This window comes from Yoonia maritima, from assembly GCF_002933395.1.
Lineage (GTDB): Bacteria > Pseudomonadota > Alphaproteobacteria > Rhodobacterales > Rhodobacteraceae > Yoonia > Yoonia maritima_A.
Map to the genome: position 1 here is coordinate 101,250 of NZ_CM009490.1, position 20,728 is coordinate 121,977.

25 protein-coding genes are annotated in these 20,728 nt (G+C 54.0%); 11 read left to right on the plus strand and 14 right to left on the minus strand.

What is annotated here, in order from left to right; all coding sequences use genetic code 11:
- Nucleotides 1-36 precede the first annotated feature (36 nt).
- The 4 genes from CYQ09_RS00485 to CYQ09_RS00500 all read right to left on the minus strand — a co-directional run bounded on the left by CYQ09_RS00485 (nt 37) and on the right by CYQ09_RS00500 (nt 4,416).
- Entirely contained in the window at nt 37-672 is a 636-nt protein-coding gene (locus CYQ09_RS00485) for a LuxR C-terminal-related transcriptional regulator (RefSeq protein WP_106743452.1), read from the minus strand.
- 221 nt (nt 673-893) lie between these two features.
- Complete coding sequence (locus CYQ09_RS00490) at nt 894-2,987, minus strand: FHIPEP family type III secretion protein (protein ID WP_106743557.1); 2,094 nt, start codon at nt 2,985-2,987, stop codon at nt 894-896.
- Nucleotides 2,988-3,088: 101 nt separating this feature from the next.
- On the minus strand, nt 3,089-3,268 hold the full coding sequence (locus CYQ09_RS18200) for a hypothetical protein (RefSeq protein ID WP_162617501.1): 180 nt from the start codon (nt 3,266-3,268) through the stop codon (nt 3,089-3,091).
- A 314-nt stretch (nt 3,269-3,582) separates the two neighbouring features.
- Nucleotides 3,583-4,416 (minus strand): hypothetical protein, encoded by an 834-nt coding sequence (locus CYQ09_RS00500; protein WP_162617502.1) that lies wholly within the window; start codon nt 4,414-4,416, stop codon nt 3,583-3,585.
- Nucleotides 4,417-4,419: 3 nt separating this feature from the next.
- Between CYQ09_RS00500 and CYQ09_RS18205 the strand changes: the two genes are divergently transcribed.
- From CYQ09_RS18205 to CYQ09_RS00520, 5 genes are read left to right on the plus strand one after another with little or no spacing between them, the layout of a single operon-like run.
- Nucleotides 4,420-4,557, plus strand: a complete 138-nt coding sequence (locus CYQ09_RS18205; protein WP_162617503.1) for a hypothetical protein — start codon at nt 4,420-4,422, stop codon at nt 4,555-4,557.
- On the plus strand, nt 4,550-4,981 hold the full coding sequence (locus tag CYQ09_RS00505; protein ID WP_106743455.1) for a hypothetical protein: 432 nt from the start codon (nt 4,550-4,552) through the stop codon (nt 4,979-4,981). The genes CYQ09_RS18205 and CYQ09_RS00505 overlap by 8 nt, the downstream gene beginning before the upstream one ends.
- Before the next feature lie 3 nt (nt 4,982-4,984).
- A complete protein-coding gene (locus tag CYQ09_RS00510; protein ID WP_106743456.1) occupies nt 4,985-5,935 on the plus strand; it encodes a hypothetical protein in 951 nt (316 codons plus the stop codon).
- A 17-nt stretch (nt 5,936-5,952) separates the two neighbouring features.
- The gene (locus tag CYQ09_RS00515) at nt 5,953-6,357 is read left to right on the plus strand and encodes a hypothetical protein (protein ID WP_106743457.1); all 405 of its coding nucleotides are present in this window, start codon (nt 5,953-5,955) and stop codon (nt 6,355-6,357) included.
- The gene (locus CYQ09_RS00520; RefSeq protein ID WP_106743458.1) at nt 6,354-6,677 is read left to right on the plus strand and encodes a hypothetical protein; all 324 of its coding nucleotides are present in this window, start codon (nt 6,354-6,356) and stop codon (nt 6,675-6,677) included. Before CYQ09_RS00515 ends, CYQ09_RS00520 begins: the two co-directional genes overlap by 4 nt.
- Before the next feature lie 44 nt (nt 6,678-6,721).
- Here CYQ09_RS00520 and CYQ09_RS00525 read toward each other — a convergent pair whose 3' ends face one another.
- The 6 genes from CYQ09_RS00525 to CYQ09_RS00550 all read right to left on the minus strand — a co-directional run bounded on the left by CYQ09_RS00525 (nt 6,722) and on the right by CYQ09_RS00550 (nt 11,729).
- Nucleotides 6,722-7,054 (minus strand): uracil-DNA glycosylase family protein, encoded by a 333-nt coding sequence (locus CYQ09_RS00525; RefSeq protein ID WP_106743459.1) that lies wholly within the window; start codon nt 7,052-7,054, stop codon nt 6,722-6,724.
- Between the two features lie 113 nt (nt 7,055-7,167).
- The gene (locus tag CYQ09_RS00530) at nt 7,168-7,788 is read right to left on the minus strand and encodes a uracil-DNA glycosylase family protein (RefSeq protein WP_430383314.1); all 621 of its coding nucleotides are present in this window, start codon (nt 7,786-7,788) and stop codon (nt 7,168-7,170) included.
- A gap of 36 nt (nt 7,789-7,824) precedes the next feature.
- Nucleotides 7,825-8,250 (minus strand): hypothetical protein, encoded by a 426-nt coding sequence (locus tag CYQ09_RS00535; protein WP_162617504.1) that lies wholly within the window; start codon nt 8,248-8,250, stop codon nt 7,825-7,827.
- Nucleotides 8,243-8,893 (minus strand): hypothetical protein, encoded by a 651-nt coding sequence (locus tag CYQ09_RS00540; RefSeq protein WP_162617505.1) that lies wholly within the window; start codon nt 8,891-8,893, stop codon nt 8,243-8,245. Before CYQ09_RS00540 ends, CYQ09_RS00535 begins: the two co-directional genes overlap by 8 nt.
- A gap of 64 nt (nt 8,894-8,957) precedes the next feature.
- Nucleotides 8,958-10,460, minus strand: a complete 1,503-nt coding sequence (gene drt3b / locus CYQ09_RS00545) for an antiviral reverse transcriptase Drt3b (RefSeq protein WP_343229845.1) — start codon at nt 10,458-10,460, stop codon at nt 8,958-8,960.
- Between the two features lie 345 nt (nt 10,461-10,805).
- Entirely contained in the window at nt 10,806-11,729 is a 924-nt protein-coding gene (locus CYQ09_RS00550; protein ID WP_106743464.1) for a LysR family transcriptional regulator, read from the minus strand.
- 116 nt (nt 11,730-11,845) lie between these two features.
- Between CYQ09_RS00550 and CYQ09_RS00555 the strand changes: the two genes are divergently transcribed.
- Nucleotides 11,846-13,273, plus strand: a complete 1,428-nt coding sequence (locus tag CYQ09_RS00555; RefSeq protein WP_162617507.1) for an alpha/beta hydrolase domain-containing protein — start codon at nt 11,846-11,848, stop codon at nt 13,271-13,273.
- A 34-nt stretch (nt 13,274-13,307) separates the two neighbouring features.
- Here CYQ09_RS00555 and CYQ09_RS00560 read toward each other — a convergent pair whose 3' ends face one another.
- The gene (locus tag CYQ09_RS00560) at nt 13,308-14,198 is read right to left on the minus strand and encodes a LysR family transcriptional regulator (RefSeq protein ID WP_204353885.1); all 891 of its coding nucleotides are present in this window, start codon (nt 14,196-14,198) and stop codon (nt 13,308-13,310) included.
- Between the two features lie 141 nt (nt 14,199-14,339).
- Between CYQ09_RS00560 and CYQ09_RS00565 the strand changes: the two genes are divergently transcribed.
- From CYQ09_RS00565 to CYQ09_RS00585, 5 genes are read left to right on the plus strand one after another with little or no spacing between them, the layout of a single operon-like run.
- Entirely contained in the window at nt 14,340-14,807 is a 468-nt protein-coding gene (locus CYQ09_RS00565; protein WP_106743467.1) for a cytochrome P460 family protein, read from the plus strand.
- A gap of 31 nt (nt 14,808-14,838) precedes the next feature.
- Nucleotides 14,839-15,525: a DUF4405 domain-containing protein gene (locus CYQ09_RS00570; RefSeq protein ID WP_239495811.1), complete on the plus strand. Its 687-nt coding sequence runs from the start codon at nt 14,839-14,841 to the stop codon at nt 15,523-15,525.
- Nucleotides 15,522-16,535 (plus strand): alpha/beta hydrolase, encoded by a 1,014-nt coding sequence (locus CYQ09_RS00575; RefSeq protein ID WP_106743468.1) that lies wholly within the window; start codon nt 15,522-15,524, stop codon nt 16,533-16,535. The genes CYQ09_RS00570 and CYQ09_RS00575 overlap by 4 nt, the downstream gene beginning before the upstream one ends.
- 40 nt (nt 16,536-16,575) lie before the next feature.
- A complete protein-coding gene (locus CYQ09_RS00580) occupies nt 16,576-17,739 on the plus strand; it encodes an aldo/keto reductase (protein ID WP_106743559.1) in 1,164 nt (387 codons plus the stop codon).
- A 12-nt stretch (nt 17,740-17,751) separates the two neighbouring features.
- Nucleotides 17,752-18,741 (plus strand): aldo/keto reductase, encoded by a 990-nt coding sequence (locus CYQ09_RS00585; protein WP_106743469.1) that lies wholly within the window; start codon nt 17,752-17,754, stop codon nt 18,739-18,741.
- Between the two features lie 348 nt (nt 18,742-19,089).
- Here CYQ09_RS00585 and CYQ09_RS00590 read toward each other — a convergent pair whose 3' ends face one another.
- From CYQ09_RS00590 to CYQ09_RS00600, 3 genes are read right to left on the minus strand one after another with little or no spacing between them, the layout of a single operon-like run.
- Nucleotides 19,090-19,656 (minus strand): metallophosphoesterase, encoded by a 567-nt coding sequence (locus CYQ09_RS00590; RefSeq protein WP_106743470.1) that lies wholly within the window; start codon nt 19,654-19,656, stop codon nt 19,090-19,092.
- 50 nt (nt 19,657-19,706) lie between these two features.
- The gene (gene tnpB, locus CYQ09_RS00595) at nt 19,707-20,057 is read right to left on the minus strand and encodes an IS66 family insertion sequence element accessory protein TnpB (RefSeq protein ID WP_106743471.1); all 351 of its coding nucleotides are present in this window, start codon (nt 20,055-20,057) and stop codon (nt 19,707-19,709) included.
- Nucleotides 20,054-20,488, minus strand: coding sequence for a hypothetical protein (locus CYQ09_RS00600; RefSeq protein WP_106743472.1), 435 nt, complete (start codon nt 20,486-20,488; stop codon nt 20,054-20,056). Before CYQ09_RS00600 ends, tnpB begins: the two co-directional genes overlap by 4 nt.
- Nucleotides 20,489-20,728: the final 240 nt, after the last annotated feature.

Genomic DNA, 20,728 nt, shown 5'->3' on the forward strand with positions numbered 1-20,728 from the left:
TGCGCTACGTAGAACACTACGCAGGACCTAGGGGTGTCAAATGTCTAATACGAACTTTTCCAGATCCTGCATCGAGCTACAGTCGGTCTTGCGGTAAATGTTGTGCCGGTGGGTTTCGACAGTGCGCACAGAAATGTTTAGGTTTTCTGCGACTTCGCGTGTTGATGCGCCGCTGACGCAGGCTTCTAGAACTTCCATTTCTCGCGATGATAATCCAAACATATTTCCGCTACGCACCAGACTGCGGCGTGCATCCAGAAACGCCGAAATGATGTCTGTTGGCAGGTAGGAATGATTTTTAAGCGCCGCGCGCACGGCGTTTAGATAGTCATCGGCGCTTGCCTTGCGGGTTAGAACGCTGATCACCCCCTTGGACAAAGCATATATCGCGTTTGGCACAGATGTATCTTCGGTAACAGCAATGATTTTTAGGTCAGGCAGGCTCGACCTTAGACGTGAAAGCGTTTCAACCCCAGATGGATAAGCGATCGCCATATCAAGAAGAAGGATGTCTGGTTGAAACTGTCGACACGCTTTGATCGTGCTATAACCATCATCCGTTTCGGCTGCCACGGTAATGCCACAATTGTCTGCGATGTGTCGCGCAACCGTTTCACGAACGATCTCTTGTGTTTCGGCAACTATGACGGTTGGTCTTGTATCATGCGTCATGTGATCTCCCCCTATTTCCGAAAAGCCAACGACTGATCAGAAATTGACCATGTTAATAGTGCCTTTAGGGTGCAGCTTATGGTTGGGAAGTAAATCTTTTTTGTCTTTGTTTGGCTTTCAGTAATTTCTCAAAAACTGGCAGATCTGAGAGCCAAAATTCATGTTCTGAATGTCTAATACAAATGAATTATTGTCTGATACGTTTCGCCACAGAAATGACATTATTGGGGGGCTCCGAGAACTGAAAGCGGAAAACTACGTACGTCCTGGGCGATTTCATGCGGCGCAAAGACCATAAGATCGATGTTATTTGCGGCGAGAATCCGCCGAAAGCGACGCCGCAAATCCGAAGATATTACAACCGCAACGTGCTTGCTGCGTGATCCGCTGTCTCGAATCAAATTGTGAAGATCGGCAAGAACTGATTCCAACGTTCCTTCGGGTAAATTCAGGTCATTTTCCTGAATCGCGGTATCGGCGCGACGGCCTGAAATACGCTTGCGCAGGGCTCGTTCTAGCTCTGGACCGACCATGACCAGCCCCAAAATATCATCGTCGCCAACAGCCGCATGACACATTTGACGGCGCATGGATAACCGTATTCCGTCTGCCAATGCTTCGGGTTCAACGACGCCTTTTTCGTCGACCCACGCTTGCAATCCTGACAGCAATAAATTGAGCGGCCTAAGCGGCACGCCTTCTTCGACCAAATGGCGAAAGGCGGCAAATAGCGCTGCAGAACCTGTTTTCGTGACCGCGCTTTCGATTGCGCTTTGATCGACGGCGCGGCAACGGTCGATCAGGTCATCAAATTGCGGCCGCGAAAACAGATTACCAACATAGCGTTGATGCATTCCGAACAGTTGATCCCCCAAGGCGGTGCCTAATGCGATTTCTCCGATGGCGGGATCGTCGGTTGTTGCGTTGGCCAGCGTATTGCCGGCTTCGATTTCTGATACGGCAACACCGTTGAATGCATGCCAATCGATAGGGCGCAGTTTGTGGCTGTCACATTGTGCAAGGGTCGCGGCCTTGTCGACGGATAGCCGGAACAAGCGTGTGTAGGCGGGAATATTGTCACGCAAAACGGGGACCTCATCCAGTTCAAGCGCAAAGCTGTCAGGATCAAGATCGGGCGAAACAATAATATCGGGGCGTTGAAAATTGACCCCGCTACGTTGGTTTAGCGTCAGAAACTGGCGTTCGGCCCGGTCACACATAGCAGTGATATTCACGCGGTCGGCAAGGTTGGAACCCAGTCGTAAAACCAACCGATTGCTGATTTCAAGCGTTGGGTTAGGCACCAGCAGGTCGTCTGCTGACGATGGCGCCTCTGTCGCGTCTATATCATCGACAGGGGCTGCATTATCGCGTTTCAGTTTTGTCGCGGTCAAAACCGACAACACCAAAAGAACGGCTGCCGCGCTACCAAACATAACGATGGGAAAGCCGGGCACCAAGCCGATGCCCAAAACGACCACCGCTGCGACGGCAGGAACGCGGGGTTCTGTGATCAGCTCTTTTCCGATGTCAGACCCAAGGTCTTGGTTGTCGGCGTTGGTGGCGCGCGTCACGATAATACCGGCACAAAGGGACATCAAAAGCGCGGGAACTTGGGCGACCAAGCCGTCACCGATAGTCAGCAGTGAAAACACGGCTCCTGCCTCGGATAGGCTTAGGTCATGGGTTGTCACGCCAACAGCAATGCCGCCAATCAGGTTGATTGCGATAATGATCAGCCCGGCAATCGCATCACCTTTGACGAATTTCATTGCCCCATCCATTGACCCAAAAAATTGGCTGTCCCGATACAGCCGCTTGCGCATTTGTTCGCCAACTTCGGGGTCAAGCGTGCCAGCGCGGATGTCAGCGTCAATGCTCATTTGCTTGCCGGGCAGGGCATCAAGCGCAAAGCGCGCGCCAACTTCAGCGACCCGTTCGGCACCTTTGGTCACAACAAGAAATTGCACGACCGTGATGATCAAAAAGATAACAAGCCCGATAGCGACGCTGCCTTGGACGACGAAATTACCAAAGGTTTCGATGATCGCGCCGCCGTCTGCCTCGCTAAGGATCAGGCGGGTGGTGCCGATCGATAGCGCCAGCCGAAACGCGGTGCCAATCAAGATGACAGAGGGAAAAGTAGAAAAATCAGAGGGTTGTTTCAGGTAAATTGCGACCGTCAGCAGAACAACCGCCAGCGTGATATTCACCGAAAGAAGGAGATCAATCACCATCTGGTCAAGCGGGATGATCATGAGCATCAAAATGGCCACCAGAAGGCCAACGAGCAATAGATCCTTACGAAGTGACATGCGGGTGTTTCCCTCTATCTCGGTTTGCGCTGAAACGTCTTGCGCTAAAAATGAATTGGGGCGGTCGTTGGACCGCCCCAATTCGAAACGATAGGGCCAATTTAGCCTTTACCAGCGTTCTGGTTGTCAGTCTTAAAGGGCTCAACGGCTTCTTTAAATTCGACCTGCTTTTCCATCATTTTGATGTAAAGCGCTTGGAAACGACCTTCGAGAGCGGCTTGGTTCGCATCAGATGCTTCGAGGTCACCTTCGCCCGCTGACGAGCTTACTGTATCTGCCATGTTTGGCTCCTTGTTTTGACTTTGCTTATCGGGCTGTTTGGCCCCCACATCCGGCGCCCCTTTGGGACACCGATCTTTCCCGGATTTCCTTTCAACCTTGGTGCGGCATGCGCCATTTGATGTTGAAAGTTCGGGATCTCGTAGAATGCGTTTGAAGGCATCGTCGTTCCCGTGGCGTGTGAAACGGGATGCGCAACCGCGCTGACTTTTGTCGATGCTAAAACTCATTCCAAATCTCCTTCCTTGCTTCATTTTGTGACATGCGCGGTGCGATGCGGACTGTGATTGATACGCAAAATGCTACGTGCCACTTTTCAATCTGAAATGGGGGTGTTGCTTTGTTCAGCGGTGATGCCGCGGCGCACAATCACGTTGCGACCCGGTCGCGCAGGGGCGGAAAACGCGACCTTTGCAGGCACAGATTCAATCACCGCCTCGACCAGTGCCAACATCCGTGGCGGGCCGGAAATGGCGACGGTCGATTCCTCGGCTGTGGCCCGGATCGGATAGCGTTCAAGCTTTAGACCCGCTTCATCAAGCACGTCGATGGCGTCGTCAGGGCTTAGGTCGCCAAGACGGATCAGCCGTGTCATGGCTTCTTCGCGGGCCGAAACATGAACAACCCCGTTGAAGGCAAACCAGTCTAGCCGCTGTGAATCTGCAACATCATCCAAGATTTCGCTGACGGTGCCGGTCAAGCGTGTGTCGCTGATCGTTCCCCTGACCCGATCCGATACATCAAGCCGAAGCCCGCGATTTTGCGCCATAAGTTCAAGGAACGCGGCAACAGGTTGGCGCAGAACCAAATAGTCATCGGTTTGGGTCAGCGCGGCATCCGTGTTTGTTTGATCTGTGATGGCCGCAGTGGCGGACTGCGTATCTGCCCATACCGTCATCGGTGCACTGCAAGCCAAGGCGACCGCGGCGCATCTTAATATAGCCTGTTTGGTTTGGGGCATTGGCGCGTCCTTTGTTGCGGCTGTTGCGCTTAGAATGACCGTGCGCAGGCCACGTCGTCTTGCGCGGCGGCTACGTAGTTTTCTACGTGCCACAGGCCGCGATGCGTAGCGCACGTCATGCCCGCAATCGGCGCTGTCGGGCATGTTCCATGATGACAACTGGCCGTTCATGCCACGAAAAAGGAGCAATTGATGGAACCCGTAGACGGTGAAACCGCAGCGCCCGAGACTGAACCAACTGAAGAAGAAATTCAGGAAAAAGCATTCGAGTTGATCGCAACCATGCTTTTGACCGATTTGATAACCGACAACATCCGCGACAATGAATAGCTGCGTTGCCGATATCACCCCTGACGAAGGCCTGTCACAGACGACGTGTATGACACTGGACGAGGCGATGGGGCAGGCCCGGTCAGAGGCGGCGCAGCAATCCAACTTTGCCGATATCGCATCGCGTGCGGTCGGGCAGGCGACAACACGGCCTGCGGTGCACAACGATTTTATGCAGGCCGAACGTGACGCGCTGTCTGGGCCGGGGTCCGGCGCAGTTGGCGATGCAAAGCAGCAGGTGCTGTCTGATGTCGAACGGCCCGGTGCCGCCAAACGCGATGATAACGTCGATGGCGCGGATCAGGGCGAGCAGCTCGAAGATCGTGTGCGTTCGCTTTATTTGGAACTGACCAACTATCAAGTGGCTTGGAAAATCGCACAGCGTATTCAACAAGACACGTCGCAGCTTTTAAGGGGGCAATAACCGATGATCGGTGACTTGCCATCGCAGTTCCAATGGCTTTGGGGGCGCGCACGTGCGCGTCTGTCAGGTTTTGTACAAGACGACCCTGCCGTTTCGGTCGAGATCACCGTCACCAGCGGTCTGATGCAAGGCGAAATGGCGACCTTTGCCCAAAACGAAATATCGCTGGGTTCCGGTGATCATGATGACAGTCAGTTGTTTGACGAAGGGATTGTCGAAGGCCACGCGGTGCTGTGCTTGCGCCGTTCTATCTTTGGGACGTTGGCGACAGTGCAGACAGGCGACGGCAAGGTTCAATTCGCAGGCGAAACCGTTGCGCAAAACACGAGGTCGGGTGAATACCGGCTGCCGGTCGATATTGTGCTGGGCGGAACGACGTTGCACATGCGTGGTTGTGCTGTGCCAGAAACACAAACAGGCCGGTTCATTGCTGGGGCTTTGGTGTCTGCCGTTGCCGCCTTTGGTTTGTTGGCTGTGCTGTTGGTCCCGTCGCAAAAGTCGACACTGACATTCCGCGCCGTGGAAAGCCCACGCGCTATTGTTACCAATGTGGCTGACACGCCATTTATCGCAACATCGGTCCATGCGCGCAGTCGGCTGATCGCATTGGGGCTTACACCCTATCTGAACACAGATGTCGCTGATAATGGTACGCTGACAGTATCAGGTGTCATACCCAGCCGACTTGAACGCGATTGGCAGCAATTTACGCAGTGGTACGATAGCCAGCCTAGCGCCCCAGTGCTTGTGCGGCAGGTGACGGTAACCCAAGGCTTAAACGATCTGCCTCCGATTGCGCTGATCCAACTGCATCCGCCAAAGCGCGTGGTCTTTGCGGATGGTACGGTGTCGGTGCAGGGGGATGTTATCTTTGATAATTGGGCAATCGACGCGATTGACACGGATGCCCTGACCTTGACCCGTCAGGGCGAACGTATTCGCGTCGCGTATTGAACGAAAAAGGGTAGGATATGACACGTATCGGTACATCACCCACAGGCTTAGGGCATATACCTGCGCCACGCCGCAATCAGGTTGATCCGGTGTCAGAGCCGGTCGATTTAGGCCAAGACCCCAAGTCGGAGCGCATCCCACAGTCACCCGTTCGCGCAGGTTTGTATGAACAGGATACCCCGGGCTGGACAACGATGATTGATCCGGCTTTGGCTGACCCCGCGTTGATTGCCCGCATTGCCAATGCAGAACCACGGCAGTTGGCCTATGACGTGGCGACGACATCGTTGCGGCTGCGCGCCCAAGCCGAAGAAACAGGCGCGCAGGATGCATTACCCGGTTGCGACGCTTTGGATCGACAGGCGTTGCTGTTCGAACATTTGCATATGCTATGCACTGAATCGCCCGAGGTGATCGGATGAAACACGAAACCGACCCCTTTGTGGCTGATGTGGCGGACCAATCTAACGTGCAGATGAATGCTGATGTGGCGCTGATCAACGGGCTCGCGGCGGTGCATATATCCTATGGGCGATTCAATTCGGCTGCAGATCTGATTGGCCTTGCCCAATGGTGCGCGCCAGCAGACCCCGAAACCCAAGGGCTCGCTGCACGTTTGGCGGCAAAGCGTGGGGACCAGACGACGGCAATCACCATCTTACGCAAAATCCGCCGCGACAACGACACGATGCCCGCACGCGACGTTGCTTTATTGGCCCGGCTCACGCGCTTGGCCCATTAGCCAAGCAGGTGTTTACGATGAAATTCCGCTAGCTTTTCGCTTTGTCAGATCAACTGTTTCGTGCGTTCTTGTAGGGCGGGAATGATGTCGTCTTCGAACCACGGGTTGGCTTTCAACCATCGGTTATTTCTGGGGCTGGGGTGCGGTAAGATCAGTTGCTTTGGCCACAGCCGAACCCATGATTTTACGGCAGCGGTTACTGTGGAACTGGAATACGTGGGTAGGTGCCAATCAATGGCATAACGCCCGATGATCAGAGTTAGCTCAACAGCTTGCAGCGTTGGCAGTATGCGCTCTCTCCAGGTTAAGGCGCATTCGGTACGCGGAGGCAGGTCGCCGCTTTTACCGGTTCCGGGAAAAACGCGGTTATATAACATGTAAATTGTCTATTCCATGGCTATCCAATTGATATCCCTATGTTTTCCCGTGAAGTCAAAATAAAACCGTCTATAGACAGTTTCTTTCGAGTAACTGCTCAGCGAAAAGTGAGTTATTTCCTCTCAGATTCACTTAGATTTTGTCTCACGCTTTGCTGAATTCTTGGAATGACATCAGCTTCGAACCAAGGGTTTTGCCTAAGCCATCTGTTGTTTCGCGGACTTGGGTGGGGCAGTACAAAGAACCGGTCTTGGCCTTCAGAAGACTGTTTGACTGCTTCTGCAACGGTCTTTCCATTCAGGTGAGGCAAGTGCCATGCGATGGCATAGGCACCCAAGACCAAAGTCAGTTCGACACTCTTGAGAGCTGCCATTGTTTTCTTCCGCCATGTTGTCGCGCAAATTTCTGGTGGAGGTTTGTCGCCTGAAGAACCTGCACCAGGGAAGCAAAGTCCCATTGGAAAAATGCCGATCTGGGGATCCGCGTAGAAAGCAGACTTATCAATCCCAAGCCATTCTCGCAAACGATCCCCAGAGGGATCGTCAAAGGGGCGATTTTTTAGATGAGTAATGCGTCCGGGAGCTTGGCCAATGATCAAGATCTTTGCCCGCTCATCCAGCTGAAAAATGGGGTTTGGACCAAGCGGAAGATCCTTACATAGCCTGCAAGCCTGCATCTCCAATTTGAGCCTATGAAAGTCCTTTAGCATCCGTTCCCAACTAATCAGTTTCAATACCTACAGACTAAAACTGTGAGTATATTCTCGCTCTCATACTTTTTTGCCCATGTCAGCAATATGCTTTCTCAATCTCTTGTTGTCATCCGCCAGCCTTTCTTTCGTTTCGATCGCTTGCTGCAGCGCTCGTTCGGCTTGCACCAAGCTGACTTCTACATGGCTCAAACGCAGTTCTGATCGTTCAAGATTCTTCCTCATAGTACGACATTCGACCCTTAGTTCTTCTACTTGCCTAGCCCTGTTAGCCGTTTGTCGACCACCTGCGATGAGTGTCTTAAGGTCGCGATACTTGGCTGTGTGCAGAGTCGAAAGCCCGCGTGATGCCTCCAAAGCGACTGTCGAATTATTGAGCTTGAGTTTGCCTTGAATTGCTTTCAGCTTGAGCGCTTCATTTATCGGTTTCCCTAGTTTGATTCGCTCAATTGCTTCCAAGAAATCTTGCCTTACACTATCAATCACGAACTCCCCCATCAGTGATGTCCAATTTCGGACTTTGACCACCACCCCTTGAAGGGGGCCCCGCGTTAAGAGTAGAATCTTCAGGTGGGAGAGGCTCTCCGATGCCTCGAAGGAGTGCCTCAGCCTGCCTTGTTCTGTCCTTTATGATGCGAAGTGAGGCGGCGTCAGCCCCTTGCGCTAGCGCGCTTTCAATGAATTGTTTGCCCGCTCGGTATCGTTCAGTCCAAAAAGCTCTGTGCGAGCCCATCATGATGAAATTTTTACAACCGACACATGTCCCTGCGGAACGCTTACTTAGATTAGGTTGATGATCATCCAAGAATTCGGGTTTATCGTTTCGCGCCTTGCAGCGCATTTCAGATGGAGCGACATTTAGACACCCACCGTGAGAACTCTCATAAAAGCGCAGGTCGTGCTTCTGAATCCACTTTGCGGTCTCGATCCAAATCTGTTGACCGCTATTTTGCGTATCAGCCTTCAGTTGCTGGAAATCGTCGTCCATGGCTAGTGCGGAGACAGCTCTACCGGTGACCGCTTCACCATTTATCAGTTCCATCATTCTTCGCAGCGTCAATGCACGCTCGACTTCATCTGCTGATTCGAGCTGCTTAGGGTTGTGGGTATACTGATAGGTCATCGCCAACGACGAGTGCCCGTACTGAACACGTAGGGCTTCGACAAGGCGCGGGTCAGTTATGTAAGCAAAGTTAGCGTAAAGCTTTCTTATCATATGGTTCGAAATGCCCGTGTTGGTGTTTGTAGCTTGACGAAGAAAGCAGCAAGTTTGAGGTTTCTAGGTCAATATCACCATTCGACTTCTTTTCATATCGGGAAGACAAAAGTTCGCAAATTTCAAATACCAAATAGTCTTGAAATGCGGCATTTTCTAAGTCTGTGAAGTGCGATCTAGCACTTTGAATCTCTTCAAGTATTTGGTGCGCGCGATATATGGGACTAACCCTATAGTCCGATGAAAGAGCGTAGAATAATATCCGCACCAGCGACTTCAATCGCGCAAACGCATCTGCGCGTTGGTCAATCGCAACACTCCCAGAACACAGAACTCCCAACGCTTTCACTGATTTTGATACATCTGAGTATATTCGGCTACTTATTGTACTAAAATCAGCGCTGGTACGACCAACGATCAGGCGAAGTTCCTCCAAGAAGAATCTAAATTCCGCCTTGGTTTTCCGCTGGTCGTCAGGGTCACTGTCGAGCGGTTTTTCCGCAGTCTTGAGCATATCTCCACAAAGCGCGGCAACCGACTGCTTCGCACTGGTGATGTCTGTAACAAATGGGCGTGGCAAAACTTGGCGTTTGGCAGAGTTAGCGTACAGTTTATACGCCTCAAGTTGTTCATTTATGGTTTCTTCGATTGCCGTCAGGGACGCCTCAGTTTTAGCAAAAATAAAGAAGTCATCAACGTAGCGTCGGAGCGCGTAATCTGTATCCTCGTCAAACCTTGCATTCAATGCACTGGTAATGTTGAGGTCAATTCTCTGAAAAATCACCTCAGCAAAAACCCGTGAAATTTCCGGGCCTACAACTATCCCATTAGTTTCATTGAAATTTGCCCTTTGCATCAATGTATCAAATTGTTGTTCGAAGGAATATTTTTGGGCATGGATTTTGGAAAATTCCTTCCCTTTGATCGCCCAACTTACCGAATGGGTATAGATATTGAAGAAACACTTTGTAACATCAAGCCGTAACAAAAAGGGGAATCTGCTTTCAAGCCGCAGTAATTCATTTGACGAGTAGAAGCTGTCCAGAAGATTGTATTTTCTCAGGCTGAAATATGAAGGGGCAAAGTTTAGATCTAAAACTCCTTCACTGGGAGCGATGTGCGGTATCCCGAGTTTCTTTACCTTGCCAACCTTCTTCATCGCGCTTTTCGTTACAGCAGGGAGTATTTGATGCGGGGCACGCAGCGTGTTTTGGCTCTTACTACACTCGTTGATCAGCGTCTGTTCATGAAGAAAAACAAAGTTCGCCATCTTTAACTGATGGAGCGGATGAACAATACTGAGAGTGTTCACAGAACTGCCACCCTTTCGGATCTTGTAGTTTAGTGGCTTTGTATATTTGGTTACTTCAGGCCTGATTTTTCCGAGTGCGGTTTTCAAGTCTTGCGAAAGCTTCTCTCGTCGGACCTCCGAGACCAAAAGCATCTCGTTGGAAAACACAATGGGCACTTCATATGGCAATGTTTAGGTAAGAAGTGCGCGCCTTTTTCGTGCTATTATCTGGAGGTTAGGCATTTTGCCAAGCCTTTCTAATGTCTGAGACTTGTGCCCGTGTAAACCGCTTGGTCATACGTTTACTGAAGCCAGCATAGAATGAAAGTTGGCGAAGCGCCGCCATTTCAGCTAACGACAAGTTTACCTCAACTTGCGACCGAAATTCGCTGTTCGCGCCCCATAGTAGAGAATTCATAAATCCGTCTAACGCTTTGAGATCATGCGCATCATGTTCAGCTAGTCTTTACCGCGCATCCTCATTTTGCAGGCGTCGCAGGAACAGCGCCGCTGGCGCCATTCTAGACACGAGGATCAGACTGCCTGCCGATCCGCTTGGCCATGTGCCTTGGCCCAGTGTCGCATGTGTTGGATGAACAGCGTGAAGGCGCGCATCTGATGCGTGCGGTCGGGATAATATAGGTGCAGCTCAGGCAGTGGCGGCACCCACTTGTCCAGAACAGATTCCAGATCGCCGGATGCCAGATGCGCGCTTACCAGATCCAGCGGCATGTAACTGAGGCCGGTTCCTGACAAGGTGGCATTCAGCGCGACCTGGGCGTCCGAGACGATCAGTTGCGACGGCACCCGTACGCGAAAGTCGCGGTCGCCTTCTTCGAACTCCCATGCGAACAGTTCACCGCTGCCGGAAAATCGCATATTGATGCAGCTGTGCCGCGCCAGATCGGCGGGGTGTTCGGGGCGGGCGCGGCGCGCGAAATAGGCGGGCGCACCGACGATGCGGACTGGCATCGCATCGCGTACGCGAAAGGAAATCATATCCTGTTCGACACTTTCGCCCACTCGAATCCCCGCATCGAATTTACCCGCCACGATATCGACCAGCCCGTTGTCGATCACCGCTTCTACGGCAATGCCCGAATGCGCGGTCAAAAAATCCCGCATCGCCGGTTCCAGCACGACAAGCGCGGCATACTCGGATGTCGTGATCCGCAGCATGCCCTCGGCAGCCTCGCTTTGCGAACCGAGCGCGTCGATCTCACGTCGGATCGTGCCAAGGCCGTCGCTGACGGCGGTGAACATGCGTTCTCCCGCGGGTGTCATCGCAACCGAGCGCGTGGAGCGTACCAACAAGCGCAGACCAAGGCGCGCCTCAAGGCGGCGGATCGCCTGACTGAGGGCAGAGGCGCTGATGTTCAGCCGTGCTGCCGCGCGGGTAAAGTTCAGTTCCTCGGCCACCACCAGAAAGCTATCAAGATCGTCGAATTGGCCCGCCATTATTAATCCTCACTTCACAAGCCTTGCGCAAATGCGCATATTATTTCACCTGACTTCAATTGATAGGGTTTGTCCAGAGCGCGCACCTCCTGCGCGACCTAGACAAAGGACAGATCATGCGTTTCACCTCTCCCCCTGCCACCTCTTGCCTTGCTTTTGCGGCGGCATTTTCGATTTTTGGCAGCACGGCATTTGCCGATGCGGTCTCACCTGCGACCTTGACGCTGATTGATATGGCGGACAGTGCGCCGATGTCAGCGGCAGCCGTTGATCTTACGGCATTTGGGTACAGCGAGTTGGAGTTTTTCACCGAAGGGACAGCACAGCGCTATCGCGGTGCCACACTTGGTGAGATGGACACCGCCGAGGTGATCGACGACGGCTATTCCTATCGCAGCCGCGTGCTGTTACGCCGCCCTTCGCAAGAGGCCTTCAACGGTACGTTAGTGGTGGAATGGACAAATGTGACCGCGGGGCAGGACATCGATTTTGCCTTTGCAGAAATGCACGAACATTTGCTTTCACAAGGCTATGCTGTGGCCGTTATTTCGGCTCAGAAGAACGGAGTGGATCGACTGAAAACCTGGAGCCTTGAACGCTACGGTAGCCTCACCGTTGATGCCGACAATGTCGATCCGCAAGGCGGGGTGGTGGATACTTGCGTCGCGGGGCCAGATTGTCCGGTCGATCCGCTGGCCTGGGATATCTTTTCACAAACGGTGGTCACTTTGAAAAGCACGGGCAACGGGGCACCTCTGGCGGGTTATGACATCGAGACCGTCATAGCTTTGGGGCAATCACAATCTGCGTTCCGTCTTTCAAGCTATTACAACACAATCCAACCGTTGACGGGTTTGTTCAACGGCTTCTTGTTTGACGATCTTGCCCCGCAACTGCGCACCGATCTGCAAGTGCCAGCAATAAGCGTAAATTCCGAGGTGACGGCGGACATGTTCCCGCCCACTGAGCCAAGCGATTTTGTACGGATCTGGGATCTGGCGGGGGCGGCGCACAGTTCTGTCTATGGCGCGGAATATGTCGACCGTATGGTGCTGCGCGATGCGTCCTATCCGGGCGCAAACGGGCCGCTCAGCTTTACGGAGACGCTTGCCAGCCAGAATTGCGCCATGCCGTCCAGCTATTCTGAGGTGGACACCGGCGCGGCGCTTTCGGCGGCTTTGGTGTCGCTGGAGGCATGGGCCGAAGAGGGTACGCCAGCCCCGGCATCGCAGGTCTTTGCCCGCGATGCGGACGGAAAGGTGCTGCGCGATGCGGAGGGGCTGCCGATTGGAGGACTGCAATTGCCTGAATTCGCCGTTCCCGCAACCAGCAATGCGATCAACGGACCCACAGTTTTCTGCACCCTTTCGGGCTATTCGCAGGACCTGACTCCCGACGAAATGACCACCCGCTACGGTACAAAAGACGCCTATGTCGCGGCTGTGCAGGCATCCGGGCAGGATTTGATAGAAGCCGGATATTTACTGCCCGACGACGCCAAAGCAAGTGTCGCACGGGCTGAAGCGGTCGATTTTGCACAATAACGTCACTTTGCATCCCGCACGTCGTGCGGGGTGCCTATTCCCGATAACGCAGCCGATCCAAGAGTAGAGAAAAGGCGGCTGAGGGATGTTTGCGACTGGGATAATACAGATGATATCCGGGAAAAGACGGGCACCAATCTTCCAGAACCCGCACGAGACGGCCCGCAGCGATATGGCCAAGAACCTGATCTTCGGGCAGATAGGCGATCCCCAAGCCATCCAGCGCCGCCGAAATTCGCAAGCCAAGCGTGTTAAGCACCATTTGGCCCTCGCTGCGCACCTTCACCTGATGCCCGTTCTTTTCCAGCCCCCACTGAAAAATGCTGCCGTAGGTCGGCAAGCGCGAACTGATGCAGTTATGCGCCATCAGGTCTTCGGCCGTATGCGGAGCCGGACGGCGGGCAAAATAACTGGGCGCAGCCACGACGGCCATCCGCATCTCGGGCCCGATCCGGATCGCAACCATATCTTTTTCCAGCTGCTCCCCCAGCCGAACCCCCGCGTCAAACCCCTGCGCGACAATGTCGGCGAGTCCGTAGTCGACAATCAGTTCAACCTTGATCTCGGGAAATCCGGGCAGGAACTCTGCCAGAGCCGGTTGGAGGATCGAAACAGCTGGATGTTCCCCGGCCGTAAGACGGATGGTGCCTGCAGGTCGGTCACGCATGGCGCGCAGATCAGCAATGGCGTGCTCTATCTCTTCAAATTTCGGAGAGATTGTCGTGAGCAGCCTCTCTCCCGCTTCCGTCGGAGCCACACTGCGCGTGGTGCGCGTCAACAGCCGCACCCCAAGCCGCGCCTCCAGATTCTGGACCTGCTGGCTCAATGCAGATTGGGAAATCCCCAGTTTTGCTGCGGCACGGGTGAAGCTGCGTTCACGAGCCACCGTCGCGAAGGTGGCCAAGGCGTTGAAGTTCTCGCTCATCACTTATCAGTTTACCTAATAGGCCCATCCGGTTTCCTAGCTCTAATCAATGAATAGTGGAGCGATTAGAGTCAATAACGTCAGCCACAACGTTCATCCATCAGCAAAACACCATGTCACACACCTACAGCCGGAGAACCGATGAAACCTAAACTCACCCGGACAACCTTTGTCGCGGCCCTTGGAATTGGAACCTTTACCGCCCTATTGGCCACAGCCGAGGAAACGCGCGTCACGTTCCCCGACCTTGACGCGTTGATTCACTATACCACGGTCAATCGCGGCAATGTGACCGAGCATATGCTGACGACGCAGGCCGCAATTGATGCCGCGCAGGCCGGACAGAAGATCCCCGATGGAACACAGGTGGTTCTGGTCGATTACCGTGAAGGCGAGGTCTACCGCTATTTCGTGATGGAAAAAGGTCCGGGCTGGGGCGCAGAATATGACGATGGCCGTCGCACGGGCGACTGGCAATTCCAGTTCTACTGGGGTGATCAATCAATCAACATGGAAGAGAGCACCGCCCGCTGCCAAAGCTGCCATCAAGCGCGATCAGATGTAGAATACATGTATACTTACAACGATCTGCGGAGGTTCGCGCAATGACCCTCACCTCTAATATTTCGGGGTGCCTGTGATGCTGCGCTCGCGAATTCTGTTGGATTTCATTGCTGTCCTCCTGTTCGTGTCGGCAATGGCCTATTGGGCATTTGGTAACCTGGCACATGAGGTGATTGGCACTGTGTTCTTTGCGCTGTTGATTGCCCACAATGTGTTTAATCAGCGCTGGTATGGCACCGTGCGGCGTGTGCGCCCTGATCCCGTGCGCCTGTTCAATATGGTGATCATTGCGGCGATGGCGCTGTCCATGATGATCCTTTTGGTCACGAGCATCCTAATCTCGAAAGATGTTTTCGCCGCGGTTGCACTGAATGCCGCCTTTGCCGTGCGTGCAGCCCATATGTTCGTAGCTTTCTGGGCGCTGGTTTTCCTTGGGGTGCATCTGGGTACGCGATGGACGCTTGTGATGACCATCGCAGGTCGGGCTTTTGGCTTTGCAAAACCTAACCTGCTACGTGCTTGGGCGCTTTGGGTAATGGTCGCGGCAGTAGCTGTTAAAGGCGCCTTCGCCATGCGCGAGATGGGGATCTTCACGCGGTTGCGGTTTCAATACGCGCTCGACATGTGGGATTTCAACGCGGACATGATCGGGTTCTTTGTAAATTACCTGTCCATCATCGGCCTTCTTGCGGCGCTGACTTATTACAGCCAGCGCATTTGGCGTTCCCTGCCGCGGCGCATTGTGCGGGGGAAGGCGCAATGAGACAGTCGCAAACGTACTTCATCGCCTTCCTTCTGCTGGCTTTCTTCGGTCAATCCTCGTGTGCGCAAGAGGCGGGCCCGGCTCAAGCGCAGACAACGCTTGCGGACATTACTTGGCCAATCAGTGAGCATCTGGCTTCGGACGCACGGCTGGCGGATATCCTTGACAATCCCGCTTTTGCGGGTTTTGCCGAACGTATCTTGCCATGGCATGGTCGTAGGTACGACCCCGCGATGCCGCTCGGGCATATTGGCCCCCTCGTTCCTTATCACACGGTTTTGAATGTCGAAACTATGGTCTCCGCCCTGAATCTAGTGATCGACGAGGCCAATGCAGGGCAGACCATCTTTTATGAGCTCTATTCCGAGGCAGAAATCAGGGCCGATCCGTCCAAGGCCGCGGCGGGGCTTTTCGTGTTTCGGGGCCGCCCCGGAGCACCTTTTGCAGTTATCGCGGCCGGCGGAGCCTTTTCGCATGTGGCGTCGTTGCACGAGGGCTTTCCTTATGCGCAGGGGATCAGCGAGATGGGGTTCAATGCCTTCGTGGTGACCTACCGCACAGGGCAAGGCGGGCGCGTTGCGACCGAAGACATGGCACGCGCGATTGCCTGGATTTTCGACAATGCGGTACGTCTAGAAGTCAGCACTCTGGATTATTCGGTTTGGGGCAGCTCCGCGGGGGCGCGTATGGCGGCGTACATTGGTTCACATGGACCAGCGGCTTTCGGTGCCGATGACTTGCCCAAACCGGCGGCGGTTATCATGGCCTATACCAGCCATTCTGATCTGGCCGCGACCGAACCTCCGACTTTCGTCGTGGTGGGCGAAGACGATCGTATTGCCCCTCCCATCAATATGGAGCGACGGATTGCCGATCTGCGCCGCCTTGGCACGCTGGTGGAATATCACCGCTTCCCCAACGTTGGACACGGTTTCGGAGCGGGTATCGGAACGAGCGCCGAAGGCTGGATCGCGCAAGCAGTACGCTTTTGGGATGCCGCTCAAAAGTGACAGCTACAGACTTACTTCTTCATCACAAGGACATGACAAGATGACAAATGAAAATGGCTTAAACGTCGGCCGCCGAGGATTCTTTGGCGCAGCAGGTGGCCTTGCCGCGGCACCGCTGCTGGTTGCGAACGGAACACCGGCCGCTGCTCAAGAGCCGCAAAGCGCGGGGGTTTATGCCAGCGCGGCGCGCATTAGCAGCAAGCGTATGCTTGGCACGCTTGAGGTGTCCAGCATCGGCATGGGGGTGCAGAACATGTATCGCACCTATCAAACCACGCGCCCCTCAAGGCCCGAGATGGTCAACATTATCCGCTCTGCACATAATCACGGTGTGACCTTCTTTGACACCGCCGAAGCCTACGGCCCGCATCACTGCGAACGGATTTTGGGCGAGGCCATCGCATCGTTTCGCGACGAGGTGACCATCACTTCGAAATTCGGCTGGAATATCGATTTGGAAACCGGCGCGCGGCTTCCGGGCCTTAATAGCAAGCCCGATCACATCAAGCTTGTGGTCGAGGGGATGCTAAAGCGGCTGAACACCGACCGCATTGACCTGCTTTATCAGCACCGCGTTGATCCCGACGTGCCGATCGAAGATGTGGCGGGCGCGATCAGTGACCTGATGGATGAGGGCAAGGTGCTGCATTGGGGCCTGTCGGAAATGGGACTTGGCACGCTGCGCCGCGCCCATGCGGCCCTGCCTGTAACGGCCGTTCAAAACGAATATTCGATGCTGTGGCGCGGACCTGAGGCAGAGGTTTTGCCGCTTTGCGAGGAACTGGGGATCGGTTTCGTGCCGTGGAGCCCACTGGGTGTGGGCTTCCTGACCGGGGCCATTGATGCGGCAACCCGCTTTGCCGAAGGCGATATCCGCGCGGTCGAGGGGCGTTTTAGGCCCGAAAACCTGCCCGCCAACCTTGCCCTTGTCACCTTGTTGACTGACTGGGCCGCTCGCAAAGAAGCAACGTTGGGGCAAATCGCACTTGCGTGGCTGCTGGCGCAAAAACCTTGGATCGTGCCGATCCCCGGTACGACGCAAATGGCGCACATGCTGGATAATGTCGGTGCGGTAGAGGTCACGTTTACGCCTGAAGAAATCGCCGAACTGAACGCCGCAGTCGCGTCCATCGAGATTCAAGGCCAGCGTCTACCCGATTTCGTACTGGCGTTTTCAAACGTCGAAGCCCCAGCGCAACAATAAAGGAAAACGACAATGAATTACAGAAAACTTGGAAACCTTGAGGTGTCCGCGCTTGGCCTTGGATGCATGGGCATGACTGGGGTCTATGGATCAGGTGCAGATAGATCTGCGATGATCCGGTTGATCCACGATGCCTATGAACGCGGTGTGACGTTTTTCGACACTGCCGAGGCCTACGGCCCCTTTGCCAATGAGGCGCTCCTCGGAGAGGCCTTGCAGCCTATCCGCGACAAGGTGGTGATCGCCACCAAGTTTGGCTTTGACATCGATCTGGAAACTGGGGCTCGCACAGGCGGAACCAACAGTCGCCCCGAGCATATCAAGGCGGTCGCCGATGCCGCGTTGAAACGTCTTAAAACCGACCGCATTGATCTGTTTTACCAGCATCGCGTTGATCCCGCCGTGCCGATCGAGGATGTCGCGGGGGCGGTCAAGGATTTGATCGACGCAGGCAAGGTCGGCCACTTTGGCCTGTCAGAGGCAGGCGTGCAGACCATCCGTCGCGCCCATGCGGTGCAGCCCGTGACGGCTGTACAGATCGAATATTCCCTCTTCTGGCGTGGGCCAGAGGTTGAGCTTCTCACCGAATTGGAAAAGCTTGGAATTGGTTTTGTGCCTTTCAGCCCATTGGGGGCAGGCTTCTTGACTGGGAAGATCGACGAAACCACCACATTTGAGAAGGACGATTTCCGCAACCTTGTACCGCGTCTCGCGCCAGAAGTCCGCACGGCAAATATGGCGCTGGTTGAGGTGGTCAAAAGCGTTGCTGCACGCAAGGCCGCGACGCCAGCGCAGGTCGCTCTTGGTTGGCTCTTGGCGCAAAAACCTTGGATTGTGCCGATCCCCGGTACGACCAAGGTGCATCGGCTGGAAGAAAACCTCGGCGCGGTTGATCTCGACCTTACACCGAATGATCTGGCTGAGATTAACGCTGAAGCAGCAAAAGTCGAAGTTCAAGGCGACCGGCTGCCCGAGGCGGTGCTGAAGATGACCGAGAATTGAGTAATTCTGCCAGCTTGCTGGCGGCCAGATTGCGGAACGCGATCTGGCCGTCACTGAATGCCGCCATGGCCCGAGATGAGTCGGGACCACCTCGATAAGTGTTTGATACCACGGTAAAGGTGCGAGCCATTTATCAGAATGGAAAGCAGAATTGTGGAGAAAACCCGTTACGTCACGTGGTTGGTGAGTAATGAACGGATCAACGACGCCTGTCAAAGCATGAATTCAAGGTCTCTAAACGATCTTTTAAGTCATTTGAGCGAAAGCTGACATTGGCGCGCTCGCAGAGAAAGCTCACTTTGTCCCGCCACCCTGTCATTTCGTACCGATCGCGGCGAAAGTCGGGAGTTAGTTGAGTTCCTTGCGATGCTCGACATCTGACCAATGCTTGTTGATAGGCAACTGACGTGCTCGTCGCGCGACATCATCGAATGTAACCGGCATGAAATCCCAGACATCAACGCCGACATTGACGGAGTTGCGTGAGCCGCGCCAGTTGTTGTGTACGTGCCCAAACAACTGGAGAGCTTGGCGTCTCGCGTGGTTCCATGTGATCATTGGGTAGTGGCAAAGCGTGTTTCGCTGCTTCTTCGGCCCATCGGTCACTTCGGCCATCAATGAAACCGACGTCCAATCCAACGACTGGGTGAGAACGCTGTCGTGATTTCCAACAATCAGGTGCTTACGCGCTCCGGGCAGCTGCCCAAAGATCAGTTGGAGGTAAGCCGCATCCTTGGCTGGTGCACCGAAGGCAAAGTCTCCGATAATCCACAAATCATCATCCGGCTTCACAACCTTCCACATGTTTTCGAGCATGATGCCGTCCATGTGAGACGCTGACTTGAAAGGGCGGTCGCAAAACCGAATGACGTTTTCATGCCCAAAATGCGTGTCCGCAGTGTACCAGTTCGTCATCTCGCAATTCTCAATCAATGGCTCGTTTTGTGGCTTCAGTACCAGCTGTTTCAGACCGCAACAGGACGGCGCATACCTCTGGCGGTCACCCGCTTCCAGTCAAGGCCTTCGAATAAGGCCTCAAACTGGGATTTGTTCATGTTGATCATACCATCCTGAATGCGCGGCCACTCGAATCCTTTGCCTTCGATGCGCTTGTAAGTCATCACAAGGCCTGTGCCGTCCCAAACGATCAGCTTAAGCCGGTCCGCACGTTTTGAACGGAAGATAAAAATGGCACCACTAAACGGGTCAAGATCAAATTCGTTTTGAACAATCGCTGCGAGGCCGTCCATCCCCTTTCGGAAGTCGACGGGCTTGCTGGCCACGTAAAATTTGAAGTTGCCCGCCGGAGAAATCATGATCCGCTTTCGAATGCACGTATGAGGCCGACCAAATCAGCGACGGGGTAAGTAGATGGCAGCAACAATTCACATCCGGCGCGTTTGAAAACAATGTGAGACGCCTCAGCCAGTTCAACTGGCACATCATGTTGAACCTTGATCTCGGCAAATACTGGTACGGATTCCTGGACCTTTTGTCGCTTTGCCGATTTCTTTTGCTTCGGCCCCTTCCGCCAAGCATAGGCGGTCTTGTCCGAAATCTGGCACGTCTTTTGGACATCACCGATTGAGAGCGTACCGGATCTCATGCGCTTCGACATTTCGCGCTTGAACTTTGTAGGCCACAAACGGCGGCCATCTTTTCCGACCGGGATGGAGTAGCCGAAGGCGTGGAAGACTTTGTCGATTTTCTGATCACTTGAGAGCGCACCTAATGTTTGAGTATTCATGATGCCTGTATCCTTTTTAGGGACATCATATTTTCTCAAATCGAGTGTGCTAAGCCCCTATTTAGGGGGTCAGATGCAACGCTTACCTTATGTAGAGCAAGTTTTCAATCAGTTGCCGGGTGCAGCACGTCCCCTGGTTATTGGCAACCACGATCACAAACCAACACTAGAGCTATCTTGGGATTCAATCTCCCATTTTGCAGAGTTGCGAGACGGGCCGCAAAACCAGCTCAACACATT

Bases quoted from the DNA above. Each gene is read 5' to 3' on its own strand.
- CYQ09_RS00515 (WP_106743457.1), top strand. From the start codon at position 5,953: ATGACACGTATCGGTACATCACCCACAGGCTTAGGGCATATACCTGCG.
- CYQ09_RS00590 (WP_106743470.1), bottom strand. From the start codon at position 19,656: ATGACGAACTGGTACACTGCGGACACGCATTTTGGGCATGAAAACGTC.
- CYQ09_RS00570 (WP_239495811.1), top strand. From the start codon at position 14,839: ATGCTGCGCTCGCGAATTCTGTTGGATTTCATTGCTGTCCTCCTGTTC.
- CYQ09_RS00525 (WP_106743459.1), bottom strand. From the start codon at position 7,054: ATGTTATATAACCGCGTTTTTCCCGGAACCGGTAAAAGCGGCGACCTG.
- CYQ09_RS18205 (WP_162617503.1), top strand. From the start codon at position 4,420: ATGGAACCCGTAGACGGTGAAACCGCAGCGCCCGAGACTGAACCAACT.
- CYQ09_RS00565 (WP_106743467.1), top strand. From the start codon at position 14,340: ATGAAACCTAAACTCACCCGGACAACCTTTGTCGCGGCCCTTGGAATT.
- CYQ09_RS00560 (WP_204353885.1), bottom strand. From the start codon at position 14,198: ATGAGCGAGAACTTCAACGCCTTGGCCACCTTCGCGACGGTGGCTCGT.
- CYQ09_RS00485 (WP_106743452.1), bottom strand. From the start codon at position 672: ATGACGCATGATACAAGACCAACCGTCATAGTTGCCGAAACACAAGAG.
- CYQ09_RS18200 (WP_162617501.1), bottom strand. From the start codon at position 3,268: ATGGCAGATACAGTAAGCTCGTCAGCGGGCGAAGGTGACCTCGAAGCA.
- CYQ09_RS00550 (WP_106743464.1), bottom strand. From the start codon at position 11,729: ATGGCGGGCCAATTCGACGATCTTGATAGCTTTCTGGTGGTGGCCGAG.
- CYQ09_RS00555 (WP_162617507.1), top strand. From the start codon at position 11,846: ATGCGTTTCACCTCTCCCCCTGCCACCTCTTGCCTTGCTTTTGCGGCG.
- CYQ09_RS00575 (WP_106743468.1), top strand. From the start codon at position 15,522: ATGAGACAGTCGCAAACGTACTTCATCGCCTTCCTTCTGCTGGCTTTC.
- tnpB (WP_106743471.1), bottom strand. From the start codon at position 20,057: ATGATTTCTCCGGCGGGCAACTTCAAATTTTACGTGGCCAGCAAGCCC.
- CYQ09_RS00490 (WP_106743557.1), bottom strand. From the start codon at position 2,987: ATGTCACTTCGTAAGGATCTATTGCTCGTTGGCCTTCTGGTGGCCATT.
- CYQ09_RS00580 (WP_106743559.1), top strand. From the start codon at position 16,576: ATGACAAATGAAAATGGCTTAAACGTCGGCCGCCGAGGATTCTTTGGC.
- CYQ09_RS00520 (WP_106743458.1), top strand. From the start codon at position 6,354: ATGAAACACGAAACCGACCCCTTTGTGGCTGATGTGGCGGACCAATCT.
- CYQ09_RS00510 (WP_106743456.1), top strand. From the start codon at position 4,985: ATGATCGGTGACTTGCCATCGCAGTTCCAATGGCTTTGGGGGCGCGCA.
- CYQ09_RS00505 (WP_106743455.1), top strand. From the start codon at position 4,550: ATGAATAGCTGCGTTGCCGATATCACCCCTGACGAAGGCCTGTCACAG.
- CYQ09_RS00585 (WP_106743469.1), top strand. From the start codon at position 17,752: ATGAATTACAGAAAACTTGGAAACCTTGAGGTGTCCGCGCTTGGCCTT.
- CYQ09_RS00600 (WP_106743472.1), bottom strand. From the start codon at position 20,488: ATGAATACTCAAACATTAGGTGCGCTCTCAAGTGATCAGAAAATCGAC.